This is a genomic window from Acinetobacter sp. 24-47-66 (assembly GCF_056779755.1).
Genome location: NZ_JBWYIL010000003.1, coordinates 247379 through 263619 on the forward strand (window position 1 = coordinate 247379; position 16241 = coordinate 263619).

14 protein-coding genes are annotated in these 16241 nt (G+C 37.4%); 6 read left to right on the forward strand and 8 right to left on the reverse strand.

What is annotated here, in order from left to right:
- Positions 1-4 precede the first annotated feature (4 nt).
- The 8 genes from AC1M84_RS05080 to AC1M84_RS05115 form a co-directional block, all read right to left on the reverse strand.
- Positions 5-1411 carry a hypothetical protein gene (locus AC1M84_RS05080; RefSeq protein ID WP_481594545.1) on the reverse strand — a complete coding sequence of 469 codons (1407 nt, stop codon included), beginning with the start codon at positions 1409-1411 and terminating at the stop codon, positions 5-7.
- Positions 1408-2403, reverse strand: coding sequence for a type VI secretion system baseplate subunit TssG (gene tssG / locus AC1M84_RS05085; protein ID WP_481594546.1), 996 nt, complete (start codon positions 2401-2403; stop codon positions 1408-1410). The genes AC1M84_RS05080 and tssG overlap by 4 nt, the downstream gene beginning before the upstream one ends.
- A complete protein-coding gene (gene tssF / locus AC1M84_RS05090) occupies positions 2367-4175 on the reverse strand; it encodes a type VI secretion system baseplate subunit TssF (RefSeq protein ID WP_092766609.1) in 1809 nt (602 codons plus the stop codon). The genes tssG and tssF overlap by 37 nt, the downstream gene beginning before the upstream one ends.
- A gap of 13 nt (positions 4176-4188) precedes the next feature.
- On the reverse strand, positions 4189-4668 hold the full coding sequence (gene tssE / locus AC1M84_RS05095) for a type VI secretion system baseplate subunit TssE (RefSeq protein ID WP_481592762.1): 480 nt from the start codon (positions 4666-4668) through the stop codon (positions 4189-4191).
- Between the two features lie 68 nt (positions 4669-4736).
- Positions 4737-5240, reverse strand: coding sequence for an Hcp family type VI secretion system effector (locus tag AC1M84_RS05100; protein ID WP_092766611.1), 504 nt, complete (start codon positions 5238-5240; stop codon positions 4737-4739).
- Between the two features lie 44 nt (positions 5241-5284).
- On the reverse strand, positions 5285-6766 hold the full coding sequence (gene tssC / locus AC1M84_RS05105) for a type VI secretion system contractile sheath large subunit (protein ID WP_481594547.1): 1482 nt from the start codon (positions 6764-6766) through the stop codon (positions 5285-5287).
- Positions 6759-7271 carry a type VI secretion system contractile sheath small subunit gene (gene tssB / locus AC1M84_RS05110; RefSeq protein WP_092766613.1) on the reverse strand — a complete coding sequence of 171 codons (513 nt, stop codon included), beginning with the start codon at positions 7269-7271 and terminating at the stop codon, positions 6759-6761. Before tssB ends, tssC begins: the two co-directional genes overlap by 8 nt.
- A gap of 28 nt (positions 7272-7299) precedes the next feature.
- On the reverse strand, positions 7300-7887 hold the full coding sequence (locus AC1M84_RS05115; protein WP_092766614.1) for a hypothetical protein: 588 nt from the start codon (positions 7885-7887) through the stop codon (positions 7300-7302).
- A gap of 433 nt (positions 7888-8320) precedes the next feature.
- Here AC1M84_RS05115 and tssH point away from each other — a divergent pair, with 433 nt between their 5' ends.
- The 6 genes from tssH to AC1M84_RS05145 are packed head-to-tail and all read left to right on the forward strand — an operon-like array spanning position 8321 to position 15955.
- Positions 8321-11017 (forward strand): type VI secretion system ATPase TssH, encoded by a 2697-nt coding sequence (tssH, locus tag AC1M84_RS05120; RefSeq protein WP_481594554.1) that lies wholly within the window; start codon positions 8321-8323, stop codon positions 11015-11017.
- Positions 11018-11039: 22 nt separating this feature from the next.
- The gene (gene tssA, locus AC1M84_RS05125) at positions 11040-12158 is read left to right on the forward strand and encodes a type VI secretion system protein TssA (RefSeq protein ID WP_092766616.1); all 1119 of its coding nucleotides are present in this window, start codon (positions 11040-11042) and stop codon (positions 12156-12158) included.
- Between the two features lie 5 nt (positions 12159-12163).
- Complete coding sequence (tssK, locus tag AC1M84_RS05130; RefSeq protein WP_481594548.1) at positions 12164-13528, forward strand: type VI secretion system baseplate subunit TssK; 1365 nt, start codon at positions 12164-12166, stop codon at positions 13526-13528.
- Positions 13529-13547: 19 nt separating this feature from the next.
- Positions 13548-14351, forward strand: a complete 804-nt coding sequence (gene icmH / locus AC1M84_RS05135) for a type IVB secretion system protein IcmH/DotU (protein WP_481592014.1) — start codon at positions 13548-13550, stop codon at positions 14349-14351.
- Positions 14352-14363: 12 nt separating this feature from the next.
- Positions 14364-14981, forward strand: a complete 618-nt coding sequence (locus AC1M84_RS05140; RefSeq protein WP_481592760.1) for a hypothetical protein — start codon at positions 14364-14366, stop codon at positions 14979-14981.
- The gene (locus tag AC1M84_RS05145) at positions 14978-15955 is read left to right on the forward strand and encodes a M15 family metallopeptidase (protein WP_481594549.1); all 978 of its coding nucleotides are present in this window, start codon (positions 14978-14980) and stop codon (positions 15953-15955) included. Before AC1M84_RS05140 ends, AC1M84_RS05145 begins: the two co-directional genes overlap by 4 nt.
- Positions 15956-16241: the final 286 nt, after the last annotated feature.

Here is a 16241-nt window from a genome sequence, read left to right on the forward strand (position 1 = left end):
ATTTTTAAACGTTTTGCTGCTCAGGATTTATGTGTGATTCTGATTGATAGGTTTGAATAAATGTCTGAACATCAGGGTTTTGAGTTGTATACACCATTGTCATCAAGGCATCATCAAACTGAAAAGCGAGAGTAAAGCCAAAAATTTTAGCTAAGCTTTGTGTATTCCCAAGTGTTGGAAAAAGCATTAAATAGTGATGTTGCTCAATATTCGTATTGGCAAAATTTTGCTCAATTTTCTTAAGTGTTTTGAGTTGAGTAATGTCATCCAACAGAATTGTAAAGGGCTGCTCATTTTCCACTTTGAACTGATGATCAATGTTATAGCGATCTAAACTCTGTTTCAGTTGTTTTTCATTTATCGCAATATCTAATGTTTTCGTAGGTAAAACATTTTCAATTTGAATTTTAGGAGAAGCTAAACAACAGCTCGAAATATATTCTGCAGGAATATATTGTTCTGAAATCCAAATCTTTTCATCCAATGTATCTTGGTCAATTTCGGAATCAACGATAAACACAAGACTTATAGACGACTCATCTTTTTCAATACTTTGTAAAAGATGAATCCATTCACTATAGCTTGTTTCAGCACCCCAATAGTGGTGTTCCACGTGAAACACTTCAGGAATATAATTGAGCTGACTCAGGTAGTCTGAAATGAGTTGCTCAGAATCTTGTTCATCCCAAACATGCAGTAATTCTTCAGCGAGAACCAGGTGGATTTTAAGCTTATTCAGTCGATAAACTTGCTGCACAGAAGGAATATCTTCTTCCCCATCATGATACTCAGCCTGAGGATCAATCCATGCTGGATGCATACGATAAGATTGGCTAATTTGAGTATCGTAGAAAAGCGCTGATTTTTTTAAATGCTCACTAATTTCCCAGAGTATTTCTGTTTGTTGTTCGAGTTGAGTCAGAATCAATTGATGAATGCGGTATTGCCGTTTGAAGCTATATTCATCCTCTTCATCTTGTTCGACGTCTAAATCAGAAATTCGATAACTCAGAATAGGCAACCCATACCCATTCAATAATTTGTCATCAAGTTCAGGGCTCTTGAACTCCCGAATCGCATCAATAATTAGATGATTTTCACCCAAAGCATTGAGTGCATAAGCGCGATAGACATTTAAATTGATCCACTCCACGGGCTCAGGCTGTAGCTCCTCAATTGTGGTCTCATCGCTAAGTTGAGGATCATTCTGTTTATTTTTTTGCTCTTTTATCCAATGATAAATCATATAGGGCATCACCAAAAAAGCAGTGATTGCAACAGGTAACAATCCAAAAAAGATAAGTAGATCACTGCCAGAAGGATCAAAATTGATGTCACGCCAATACAGCACCACAATCGCAGAAATCACCAGATAAACAGTAAGGAACACTCCAACAATGATTTTGATCATGACGCTACTCCAAGCAATGGGTAGCAAGTTTCATCATTGTCTAGCGGTTGATTATGAGCTAAAAAGGCACCCTGACTAAGCCCCATAGAATGCTCCGAATTTAAAGTAATAGGCTGTATTTCTTGTTTTGATAAAATTAAACGAACATCAACCAATAAGGTTGGGCTACACCAGCTTTGTAGTAGTTTTTTTAATTTTAAACTTAGTTTTTGTTGTGGTAGAAAATCTAGGTAAGTTTTACGATCCAACGGTCCAATTTGAATTTCAATTTTGCCATCAATTTGGGTAATAGTCTCTCCACAAAATGTATTCAATCCTAACAAGCTTGGCGTCGCCCCTCCTAAGGATGTTCTCTGCTGAAGCTCTAATTTAAATTTTTCAGGGATAAACTCTTGTATTGCCACATGCTGATTAAATACCTGTGCAATCATGGTTTTTAAAGCATGTGTTGTATTATTTTGCCCCTGCATTAATCCTGCAAATTCAGCAAAATAATCATCAAGTTCTTGTTGTTGATGTTGCTGACTAATATAACCATTTAATGCATGGATAATATTCAGATAATGATTTTCAGACTCGACCTCATACCGTACTGGTAAATTGTACTTGACCGTCGCATCAACGAATTGTGAAGTGAGCTTATGATTAAATAAACTCAAAAATTGCGTTGTTTCAACTCGAAATTTGCGTGGTGCTGATTTAACTTTATTGGTATAGCTATAGGGTAATGCCCCCTGCATTCCAGTCAAACCCACCATTAAATTTGTAAGCTGAACTTTTTCATCTTCTAAAGCGAGTGATTCAATTTCTTTTTTAGGGAAGTTAAGCTCTAAGGAAGGATGAAATTTAAAATCACGATCCCATGGTGTATGTGGCCGAGCATAGGGCACATGTCTTAACAATCGAATCGACTGAATAAATTCATATGCAGTCGGCTGTTGAAATAAATGGTCTGTTACAGAAGCTTCTTGCCACCAACATTCTGCACGCATTGGTATAACTCCTGTTGTGATTGAGCATCTTCGATTATGACATCGACAAAACTGTTTAACTGCACTTTTAAGTTAAACACATGACTCAGCAATTGACTGAAAATATAAAGACTATGACCTCTGAATATTTGTTCATCGATTCGGATAACAACTTTGAGTCCTCGTACGAAAAGCGGGAAAGGTTTTGCTTCAACCAACTTATGCGTCAGGCTAAATTCAATTTGTTTAATCGAATTAATTAACAGATGATTTTCTTTATTCGCCGGTAAGTTATATAACTCTAATAATTCTTTTAAATGTGCTACCGCATCCCCTTTCATCAGTGCTAACGTATTTAATGAAAGATGAGAAATAATGCGCCATTGCTCTTTCTGATTTTGCTCAAATTGATAGGGTAAACTCGGACGCTTCAATACCAACGCTCGACGTGCCAAACTACTATCATTCAGATTTAAAATATTATTTGACTGGCTTAATGCTTCATGCGGTAAATTCCGATTCGAACATAGCAATACGGTGCTAATAAAATCAGACTTTGTATCATACGGCTGTAAATGCTTAGAAATAATGGAATAACCCGTTTCAACAAACTTATTGTTGAGCTGTGATGAGTTCAATGCATAGAAAAATTGGACATTTTCATCATGGTAATGACTCATTCCAAAGAACGGCAACACTGGATGATAAACCTGTTCCTGATTAATCTTTTCACGAACCATGTGCATTTTCTGAATCGAATAGACCTGATAAAACTCAGGATGATGCGCATCCGTGATCAATGGATATTCAAGTTGTCGATGATGTATTTTTTGTGGTTCAGCATTTTTTTCAAAAAGATTAACAGCCGGCGTGCTAAATAATTTAAAATTTGCAACATTCAGCTCTGAATAATTACGAATAATCGCCTGATCGTTTAGGTTTAACTTAAAATGAATTTGGAGATCAAAACTCGTTTGTTGATCTAATAAATTTCTTAAAAAAGACAAATCAAGATTAAGAAAGCTGAATTTATCTGCAAAACAAAAATATTCCATCAACAAGCGATAGGCATGATGTGTATGTTGATCAATAGGCAATAAACTCTCATCTTCCTCAAAGCCCATTAAGGAAAATGGATTAGAAATTTGATAAAGCTGTGTTCCAATGCGTACCGTAAAAGTCGTATCTTTTTTGAAAATACTATCCAAAACTTGCAGCGGAAAATTTGAAATAGCATCTAAATAAATAGGGAGTTTTTCTTGATGAATCCACAAGCCTGCTTCATTGAAAGTTTCAAAACTTAATTGCAAAGTGGCATTTTGATTGAGATGAATTTGAGCACTTGGGTTCGTTTTAAATTGAACTTGATTCAGTTGAATGGGAAGTAATCGTACAGCTTGAGAGGTATTAAATTCACATTGTACCCCCTTAAAGCTTCGTGATTTTAGCGTTGTTGCCTGCGGAATGACGTGAGCTTCAGTTAATTGTTTTATTTTATTTTGATCCTCGAAACTGACGACAGTACAACTTGGAAAATGTCTTAGATATTGAGGGAACATCACCTCAAATAAAGCACGTGTAAAAACGTCATAACTGTCTGCTAATTTTTTATCAATTCGAGCAGCAATCAACGAAAACGCCTGAATTAAGCGCTCAATGTGTGGATCATCAATCTGTTCTTGGTTGAGCGAGAGCCGTTGGGCAATTTTAGGATACTTCTGAGCAAACTCGCGAGATTGTTGACCAAATTCTTGTAATTGTTTTTCGTAGTACGGTAAAAGTTCTTCTATCACAAAAGCCCCAATCTTAAGATCTAGCCGAAATTACATATTGTTGTGTCGTTGGTTTCAATAAAGCATCAAAAACTACAGGCTCATACAATGGATGGATATTTAAATATGCTTGAATACTGAGGCAAAGTGCGCCCATATTGTCGCTGTCTAACAACATTTCAACTTGAATTTGTCGTAGGCGAGGTTCATGTGCCGCAATGGACTGCTGAATAGATTGGCAAATTTTGTCTCGATCCATTGGATTGGCTGTTGATAATCCAACAAAATCAATAATGCCAAACTGTGCAATCGAGCCTTTAACCGTAGGGAAGTCATCAATTTGATCAAACTTGGCTACTCGACTATTGAGTAGATCTTCCAAGTCATGTGCAACAGATTCACGTAGCTCTTGCATAGATAAGCCTTTGATCTGATCCTCATATTCTGGAATCAAGCGGTCAAATAAAGTTGAACGGAAGCCAAATGGATAAAGATGATCTAAATTTGTTTTCATCTTGCCTACTCTAGAAGATGAATAAAGGCCAACTTAAGTCAGCCCCTACTCCTCTCACTTTCAAGACTTTAAGCTTTGTAGCTTGCAGTGTTGTTAGAAAGTGACCATTGCTTCGTGATCGCACCTTTTTGAGTACCATCGATATCTTGTTGGTTATATGTCCACTCAACAGCAGCATATTTCAAACCAAATGCTTCAGTCGGAACACCTTCAGCATTTACAGATGGTGTTACGCTTGAAACTAGAACATGTTTCAATTTGATTTGAAGGTACTTGATACGCTTATCACCATTCGCACGGTAGTAATCGATTTGTACTTCATCAAAAGTGTAACCAGCAGAACATGCTTCCCAAAGTTTCGGGCTAGTCGCATCTAAATCTTTAACGAACAACATGTCTGAATGTTCAACACGCTCAGAAGTATGACCACCAACACTTGAAGATGTCGCAGATTTAGGCTGACGGATGTTATGAGACCAAGAATTAACTTCCAACCAATCTTTGTGCTCAGTGTCACGAGATTCGCCGTCTACTTTGTATTTTCCTCGAAATTGAACATATATATCTTTCATGAAGATTTCCTGTTTTATTTAACGTTATTATAAAGTTGCTCTATTTAATTAGAGGACTGAGGTAACTCAGTGACAAGTCTCAAAGATACCGACAACTCGTCCAACTGGAAGTGCGGTCTTAAAAACACGACCGATTTGTAGTGACCAGGGTTTGCCGGGTCTTCCACAACTTTTACAGATGCTTCACGAAGTGGGCGCTTAGCTTTGGCCTCTTGTGATGCACCATCATCTAGTAATACATATTGAGATAACCAATCATTCAAGAAGCTTTCTACATTTCCAGCTGAAGCAAAACTTCCGACTTTATCTCGCATCATTGCTTTCAAATAATGCGCAATACGCGACACAGCCATGATGTATTGAATCTGGCTTGAGAGTGCTGAATTTGCATTCGCTGTATCGCTATCATACTTCTTAGGCTTTTGAGTCGATTGAGCCCCAAAGAACGCTGCGTAGTCTGTGTTTTTACAGTGTACTAATGGAATAAAGCCGAGATCACTCAACTCTTTCTCACGGCGGTCAGTAATCGCAACTTCTGTCGGACACTTAAATACAACTTCACCATCATTGGTTTTGAAGGTATGTACTGGCAAGCCTTCCACTAAACCACCACCTTCAACCCCACGAATTGCCGCACACCAACCATGCATATCAAATGCATTCGTTAAACGTGTACCGAAACCGTATGCTGCATTCATCCAGAGATATTGATCGTGATCTTCACCTGAGACTTCTTCAACGAAGTTAAAGCCTTCTGTTACCCAACCCTCTTTAGGGTCATAAGGCAGGCGACCTAAAACACGTGGCATAGTTAAAGCCACATAGCGAGAATCATCACTTTCACGGAATGAGCGCCACTGTACATATTCTGCAGTTTCAAAAATTTTAGATACATCACGAGGACGATCAATTTCAGTGAAAGATTCAAGACCTAGAATTGAAGGGCTTGCTGCTGAAATAAAGGGTGCATGAGAGGCAGCGGCAACATGAGAGATTTGTTCTAAAAGATACATATCTGACGGTGTGCGATCGAATTCAAAATCACCAATCAAAGTTGCGTAAGGTGCACCACCAAAAGAACCATATTCTTCTTCATACACCTTTTTGAACAATGTGCTTTGATCAAAGTCAGTTGCGCCTTGGAAGTCCTTAATCAATTCTTTTTTAGTGGTATTTAAAATGCGGATTTTAATTAAAGGATTTGAAGGTGTTTCTTGACAGAAATAGTAAAGTCCACGCCAAGTCGACTCAATCTTTTGAAATTGTTCATGATGCATAATTTTGCTTAATTGAGCAGAAATTAAAGCATCAATTTCAGCAATACGCTTATCTATTGAAACCGTCATGTTTTCTGAAACAGTAATTGTTCCAGCCATAACTTCTTTGGCTAATTCACCAATTAAATTTTTCGCACGAACATGTTCATCATCGTTACGCGCAATTCGACTTTGTTCAACAATCGAATCTAGAAGACTCGTTTCTTCAACAGCATTGCTTGTCGCAGGTGCGGTTTGTAAATTACTCACGGTCGTCGCCTCCTGCTTCAGCACTTAATTTGCGTACTTGATCTGTATTTTGAAGAATTTCATCAAGCAGATCTTCTAAACGTTCGCTATTTGAAATTTTATTACGCAAATCTGAAAGGCGTTCACGCGCTTCAACCAATTTGCGTAAAGGGTCAACTTGTTGAACAACATTTTCAGGTCGGAAATCTTCCATTGAGTTAAAAGTAAGATCTACCGACATATTTCCACCCTCTTCCGAAATTGTGTTTTCAACTTGGAAGGCTGCTCTTGGTGCTAGCGAACTCATTACTTCATCAATGTTATCCAAATCCACATTAATAAATTTCTTATCTTTCAGTTTGGTTCTTTCAAGTTCAGATGCTGCTGAAAAGTCCCCTAATACACCAACAACAAAAGGAAGTTCTTTTATTTCTTTACCATCACCTACTTCTACGTCATACGTCAGTTGTACTCGAGGTGGTCGGATGCGTTGTAATTTTTTTTGAACACTTTCACGCTTGGCCATATTATTTTTTCCTAAATTTGTAATTTGATCAGTTCAACGAGCCAAACGGATTCTCACGTTTTGGTGCTGCTGGTTTTTCAACTTTCGCAGGTGTCGTTGTTTTAGCAGGTGTTGTTTTTGCTGGAGTCGATGCACGGCGCGTTGTACGTGCAGGCTGTCGAGTAGTTCGAGTCTCTTGAACACGCTTAGGGGCTTCTTCAACTTTGGTTTCGATTACAGTCAAAGGTTTAGCTTTTTTAACTGCTTCAGAAAGTGCCAACGCAGGTTCGTAAGTCTCTTCAGTCAAATAACGTACTTCTGGTCCACGCATTTGCTCTAATGCCTCATTCGCGATTCCGATTCCAGCTAAAAACTTAGTATCTGTTAACGATGAGTGCTGAACATTTTGTGCATTAAGACTGTTCACCAATTGAAGTGCTTTCTGATTTTGTCCGATTTGTTGAAAACGCTGAGCTGCTTGTGCTAGAAAACCATTTTTGTTGTCTTTATTTTTTTTATCACATGCTTGAGCATAAATTTGTAGCAATGTCTGGTCTGTTTCACCCGCTACTAATGGATGATCTTTAACACAACCTCTTTTGAGTTTTACTTCATCTGCGTAAGTTGTAGACGCCATCCCCAACCCAATTAGCAGAGTTGTAAGCAGAATTTTAGTATTCAAAACACACCCTCATTTATTATAAAATTTACATTAACTATATGATTCATTAAATCATTTTTTTAACACACTCAATGTTTAGAGCAATGTCTTCTAGATATTAGATTTAATTAAAATTTAAACTTATAAATGCAAACTTAGTCAACATTATGACCATTATAATAAAGAAACAATTAAGTTTTTTAAGTTACAAAATTATATAGTTCTGTAAACGATTCACACTATAGGATAGTTTTTTTATCACCTTTATTTAGGTAGAATAAAAAATATGGGTGAATTTTTTCATACTAAAAATTATTGTTTATTAAATATTTAGTCGTTAAAAATCTTAAAAATAGACGTTATGCAGGTCTATTTTAAGTAACTATAAATAATTTGAACACAGAGAATTCTGATGAATAACTTGAAAATTTTGATTACAAAACTATCTCCTACGACAAGAACAGCACTAGAAAAGTCTGCAAATTATTGTATTAATCAACAAAATTACGAAATCGAAATTGAACATCTACTCTTCGAATTATTAAATCAAAACTTAAAAAATGATCTCTCTATTTTGCTCGATCACTATAAAATTTCTAAAAATGCACTGATCGATGATTTACAAGAAACGATTTCGCACTTGCCCAAAGGCAATACGCGTACACCTATTTTTGCTCAATCGATTGTACGTCTGCTAGAACAAGCTTGGCTTATTGCTTCCGCAGATCAAACCCCAGTCATCCGTAGCGGGCACTTATTAGTTGCGTTATTGACTGCAGGAGATTTATATCAAATCGCGCTTCGTGCATCGAGTTTATTCGATCTGTTCCCGATTGATACGATGAAACACAAATTTATAGAAATTTGTAAAGCTAGCATTGAAGAGCATCTCCCTCAAGCTGATCATCAAAATGATGTTCAGAGTCAGGATACGATTCAAAGTTCAGAATCTCATGCAAAAACACCTGCACTAGATCAATACACCATTAACTTGACTCAAAAAGCGCTTAACGGTGGGATTGATCCTGTCATTGGACGTGAGTTTGAAATTCGCCTTATGTTGGATATTCTGATGCGTCGTCGTCAAAATAATCCTATTTTAACAGGTGAGCCAGGCGTAGGTAAAACTGCTGTCGTTGAAGGTTTAGCGCTGAAGATTGCCAACAACCAAGTGCCTGATGCATTAAAAAATGTACATATCCATGTTCTTGATATGGGTCTATTACAAGCAGGTGCAAGTGTAAAAGGTGAGTTTGAAAATCGCTTAAAACAAGTCATCCAAGAGGTTCAAAGTTCCGCTCATCCTATCATCATCTTCATTGATGAAGCACACACACTGATTGGTGCAGGCGGTCAAGCTGGTCAAAATGATGCGGCGAATCTCCTTAAACCAGCCTTAGCACGTGGCGAGTTAAGAACAATTGCTGCAACTACATGGGCTGAATATAAGCAATATTTTGAAAAAGATGCGGCGCTCAGTCGTCGTTTCCAAGTCGTCAAAGTTGAAGAACCGACTGAAGAAGTTGCGATTGATATGCTTCGCGCCATGATTCCTGTCATGGCTAAACACTTTAATCTTCAAATCGATGACGAAGCCATTGTGACTGCTGTTCATTCTTCACATCGATATATTGCTGGTCGACAACTCCCAGATAAAGCAGTGAGTATTTTAGATACTGCTGCCGCTCGTGTGGCATTAACTCAGAATGCTCAGCCGGTAAAGTTAGATCAGCTACATGCTCAACATCATAATTTATTGCTTGAATTAGATATTTTGGAACAAGAGAATAATCAGTTCCCACAGCATGACGAACGCCTCTCCAATCTTAAAAATACGATCACTGAAATAGAAAATGAGTTAAATGCCACAACTGAAAAGTGGAAACAAGAACTAGAAATTGTTCAAAAAATCAAAACACTTGAGCAAAAAAATTCTGAATTAAAACATGAAGAACACATTAATGATTTTAAAAATCAGATTCAGCAACTTAGATCCGATTTAAAAATATTACAAGGTGAACAACCTCTAGTATTTGAACGTGTTAATGCTCAAATCATTAATGAGATTATTTCAGACTGGACTGGTATTCCTGTAGGAAAAATGGTCAATGACGAAATCAAGCAAATTCTAAGTTTAGAAGAAAAACTGGAACAACGCGTCATGGGTCAAGACTATGCCCTGCATCAACTTGTTCAAGGAATCAAAACCTCTAAAGCAAAACTTGAAGATCCAAACAAGCCTCAAGGGGTATTTATGTTGGTTGGACCAAGTGGTGTGGGGAAAACAGAAACGGCTTTAGCTTTAGCCAATGAGCTGTATGGTGGGGAATCTCATCTCATCACGATTAACATGTCTGAGTATCAAGAGGCTCATACTGTTTCCTCATTGAAAGGTGCGCCTCCAGGCTATGTAGGATATGGTCAAGGTGGTGTCCTCACTGAAGCTGTTAGACGCAATCCGTATAGCGTTGTTTTGTTAGATGAAATTGAAAAAGCACATTCAGATGTTCAAGAGTTATTTTACCAAGTCTTTGACAAAGGCACACTTGAAGATGGTGAAGGACGTGTTATCGATTTTAAAAATACCACAATTTTATTGACCTCTAACACTGGCTCAAGCGCAATTATGCAGGCCTGTTTGACTAAACCTGTAGAAGAATGGCCTACGGCAGAAGACTTAATTGAACATTTAAAACCAAGTTTATATAAACAGTTTAAACCTGCCTTCTTGGGACGTATGCGTATCGTGCCTTACTTCCCACTCCATGATGATCTACTTGTGCGTATTATTCATCATAAGTTAGGCAAAATTACTGATCGTATTTTCAAACAATATCAAACACGTGTTGAGTACACGGATGATTTGGTGGAACTACTCTTAAGTCGCTGTACAGAAGTCGATAGTGGCGCACGTAATGTCGACAATATTCTAAACTCTTCAATTTTACCTGAACTTGCAACACAAATATTGATCGCCTTGGCGGATAACAAAGTCCCTAAGTTAATTCAAATTGATAGCAAAGATGACGTGATTGAGTATCGATTAGATCCAACAACAGCACCGAAAAAGCGTAAAGCCACCAAAAAGAAAATTGTTGAAGCATAATTATTTGAGTATATAAATTAATATGAACATTGATATAGAACAGCTACTTCAACCAATCTCAGATCAAGCAATCTGTGGCGAAGATCTATCTTTTTCGAATGAATTTCATGAAATCAAGAAAGCGAAAACCCAAGATGATCCGCTCTTAGATATGGGGGATTGGGTAGCTGAACCTAAACAAGCAGATTGGTCATTTGTTTCAGCAAAATGTATCGATGTTCTGACTCAAAAAAGTAAAGATATTCGTTTATTGACTTGGTTAAGCGAGGCTTGGAGTCAACTCTACGGTTATGAAGGAGTCGCTCGTAGCCTTGAGCTTTCGCATCGTATGTTATCCAATTATTGGAAAGATATACATCCTGAAATTGAAGATGATGATTTAGATCAACGTCTAGGTTTATTGCAAGGTTTGACTTCTCAGTTACCTGCTTTGATTAAACGTGTTCCACTCATCAATTCAGCTCCTTTCTATTCAATCTATGATTATGAAAAATTACTGCATCAACAAAATGTAAGATTAAAAAATGCTGATGATTATGGATCTTCTCAGAATCATCCAGAACTCGAGCAATTCGAACAAAGCTTATTTAATACCTCAAAAAGTTTCCAATACAACAATTATCAGTTCTTTTTAGAAATTTTGACGCACTGGGATACCCTCAAGCAAGTACTTGATCAACTGATGCAATTAGATGCTCCAAGTTTCGCAAATACTGATTCTCAGTTGGAAGACATACATAAAACACTGAAAAAAATTTACAAAGCAGATGCATTTTTAATGTCTGAGGATACTCCTGACATGAATCAAGACCTACAATTCCAAGAAAACAATTCAAATATAAATTCTGCTCCAACAGCAAATATACAAGCAGCAGTAACTCAGCAGTCATTTCAACCTCAACCACAAAGTCATCTACAAAATCGTGAACAAGCAATGCGGGTGCTTAAAGATATTGCGGATTATTTTCAAGCAAATGAACCACATAGTCCTGTGAGTTATATGCTTCAAAAAACCATTAAATGGAGCCAAATGCCGCTTCATGAATGGCTCGCACAAGTCATTAAAAACGATAACAACCCATTGGAATCAGTCCATGAACTCTTGGGTGTAAAAAATAGCAATGAATCTAATGAATGGTAATCTCAATGTTTAAAGCAGAAAAAGTACTGTGGGGTGAAGGTCTATTTTTAAGACCGCAGCACTTTCAAATTCAAGACAGTTATCATGAACAGCGTTTAAATCAAACTATTCGCGCCACCATTCCATTCGCATATGGGGTACAACAGCTCAAATTTGATGAATCTCAATTAACGACCCATGTGCTAGCAATTGAGCACATTGAAATGATTTGGCAAGATGGTGAAATTTACGCTGCTCCTTCGCGAGATCTTTTACCTCAGCCCGTACTGCTCGATGAGCTCAATTTCCGTGGTGAAATGACCATTTTTCTTGCGCTCCCTATCGTTCAACCAAACAAGCGTAATATCGCCCATGAGGCTTCGACACAACCAAGTCGATATCATTCGTATCTGAATGAAACTCATGATTTGTTCACAGATGCCACACCTGCTGAAATTACTTACATTCGTCGTCGTGCTGAGCTGAAATTGCTGGAATCTCAGAATGATACTCCTCATGAACTGGATGGTTTTTTATATTTGCCGATAGGAAAAATTAAGCGTCATAGTTCAGGAAGCTTTGAACTTGATACAAAATTTATTCCACCAATTTTGCATATTGCTTCATGTGAGTCATTGGTTGCTAATTTAAAACGTACCTTGAATGTCATTAAAGCAAAAATCAAAACTATTCAAACCAACAATCGCGAAAACGAACAAAAATTAATTGAATTTAGATCAGGTGACATTGTTTCATTTTGGCTAGTGAATGCATTGAATACTGCTCATGCAACTCTCAGCCATTTATTGACTCATCCCCAAATTCACCCTGAACGCTTATTTTTTGAATTACTCAGATTGACTGGCTCATTATTGACATTCTCAACAGCCTATGAAGTTGAACATTTACCTCAATATCAACATCATAATTTACAAGATAGCTTTGCGCAGTTAGATGTCATTTTAAGAGAGTTACTTGACACAATCATTTCAAGTCGATACTTCAATATCAGTCTTAAAGAAATACGTCCTTCGTATTGGGTTGGTAGCTTAGAGTCAGATAAGATCACTCGCGAATCTCGTCTGTATATTGCTGTGTCTAGTTCAATGATGCAGACACACGAACTTGTACAAATTGTCCCACTACGTTTTAAAGTGGGCACAACAGTCGATGTTGAGCAACGTGTCGTCTCTGCATTGCCTGCTATTCCGATTCACCATTTGATGCAAGTACCTACTGCGATTCCAGTCCGCTCTGGTGTGAGTTATTTTGAAATTGAACCTCATCATGAACTCTATCAACGCATGTTGGAGTCTGAAACCATCTGTATTTATGTACCTGCTGGATTCCAAGATATCAGTATTGAACTCATCGCAGTGATGAATGGCTAGAGATTGAGAAGAGAAAAATATGAATATGCCTAATGGAGCACCTTCACTGTTCGATGACGGTCAGATTGGAGCAGGCTCTACACCACAGCAACAGAATAAATTGACACAGTCTTCTAATTTGGTTGATTTAATGCATGACGGTTTCTATATCGTTTTTTTAATTCGTAACCAATACGTTCCTGACAATGTCGATGAATTTCGCCAAAAAATCATGGATCAACTACAACGTTTCGAATTACAAGCGAAGAAGTTGCAGTTCTCAGCCGAGGATATCCATGATGCAAAATATGCATTTTGTGCATTACTTGATGAAACGATTGTCACACAACAGGACCCTAGTTATTTCCATTTACAAAATTCGTGGTTAATTAGTCCTCTTCAGTTAACTTTATTTGGATCTCAACTCGCAGGTTATCAATTTTTTGACTTATTAGAAAAAATTAGAACTCGTGGAAAAGATCGCTTAGCGGCTTTAGAAGTTTTTCACTACTGTTTACTGTTAGGTTTTCAAGGTAAATACCGTATTGAATCAATTGAAAGCTTAAATCATTTGGTTGCACGCGTAGGCGATGAAATAGATTATTTAAAAGGTAAAAAAGCCCTCTTTTCACCTTTCGCTGCATTGCCTGATCAAATTAAAAACATTATTCATAGAGAACTTCCATTCGCTTGGATTCTATTATTTTTACTCCTCTTTGCATTATTGGCATTTTCTGGACTTCGCTATATGCTCAGTCAACAAGAGACCAAAGCCATGACTCAATATAATAATGTCATTAGTGCACCTGCTGAACAGGCCCACATAACGATTCATTTACCATAAAAGATATTCAATATGAGCCAAGAAAAGAAAAATATTAGAGTCCTTACACCTACTAAAAAAAATAAAAAAATTTCGCCTCTAGTAAGTGGGATCATTGGTGTAGCAATTGGTATCTCTGCCACATCTTTAGCTTTTTATACCTATTTAAATCAACCAAGCTTCCAACCGATTAACGCAGCAGATACAGATTCAACACACTCAAATGATAAATTGTCCAATATTGATTCGGGAATCACCCAAGCTGATCAAAACGAGCAATCTGAACCTGATGAATATCACCAAGCTCAACCCAAGCTAAATGAGCTTAATAATATTTTCAAACATCAGCAAACAAACTCTGCTCAAGCAACTCAACCAGTGACTTCAAGTAAAAATCCCTTTGAATCAACTTTTAATCAAGCGCAACCTTTAAGTAACAAAACTCCCCAAGTTCCACCTAAAGCAGAACCAGTAAAAAAGACCACAACTGAAGCATTACCGAAAACCATAAAAAAGCCTGAGTCTAAGCCTACGACAGCCAATGCAAATAAAGTTGCTGAAAGTAAAGCTGACACTGATGAAAATATTGATATTCCTGTAGCCAGCGTAGAAGTTTCAGTCACACGAACTGCGAAAGAACCTGCACCGTGATTTTTTTTATCATTGTCAGTTTTGTGATATTAATCATCGCACTGACTTTATTGATGTCTTATGAGATAAGACAAAAAGTAATAGATTTTGCACAAAGCTTATTACCACAAGGTAAAAAAAAGCTTTTAAACGCACGTAAATTTGCACATGAAATGAATCATGCTGCTTCAGCAGACCAAATTCAAACGCATTGGCACTTACAGCAATGGTGGATACTCATTGCTGGTTTTTTCTTACTTAGCAGTATTATGCTTTTTGCTTTTACAAAACCCGTTGATCCTACAAAAATAGAAGCGAACTATTTAAAGAAAGCTGATCCTCAAATTTATAACTTATTAAATGGGGAAATTCTTTCCCCTCCTCCAGAGGTTGAAGAAAGTCTCGTCGATGCAGCAATCGTTGAAGCTGTACGTCTTGAGCAACAATATCAAGCTCAAACTGGCGGTTCTGTTTCATCGACAACTATTCCTAATGTAGAAAATTCAGAGTTGTCTCATGGTCATCTCGATACTTCAATGGTAAATCGTAAGTGGGACAAGATGCATCCACGCTATAAACAACGATTACTTATGGTCTTCAAAATTATGAAGGAACAACATGGCTATGAATTAGTATTACTAGAGGGTTATCGTAGTCCTGCACGACAAAATAGCCTATCTCGGAATAAAGCAACCACCTTAGCGACTGCATACCGTAGCTATCACCAATTTGGTTTGGCAGCTGATGTCGCATTCAAGCGAGATGGTAAAGTCGTTATTTCTGAACGTGATCCTTGGGCTATGCGTGGCTATCAGTTATATGGTCAAGTTGCTGAGTCTGTCGGTTTAGTTTGGGGAGGACGTTGGACAAAAATTCATGACTACGGTCATACAGAATATCGAATGCCTGGCTTGGTTCGTAGCAAGGAAACTCATGATCGTTTCATGCGAGAAGCTGAACAAGGTAATTTAATGGCAAGCAATATAGAACAGTAATAATCCGTTGATTCTCTTTTCAAAATGCCTGTTAACGATACAGGCATTTTTGTATTTATTGATATATTTTGCGCTTGTAATTAACTATGTGAAGACATCGATTTAGAAGTTAATTTTTCCGTACCCATGCATTTCCCTTTATATTTAATTCTTTATTTTTTTCTTTACTGCATAAAAAAACACCCCCTTCGAATAAAGGGGGTGTTTAGAATAATGAGCTGGCGATGACTTACTCTCACATGGGTAACCCCACACTACCATCAGCGCTAAGAGGTTTCACTTCTGA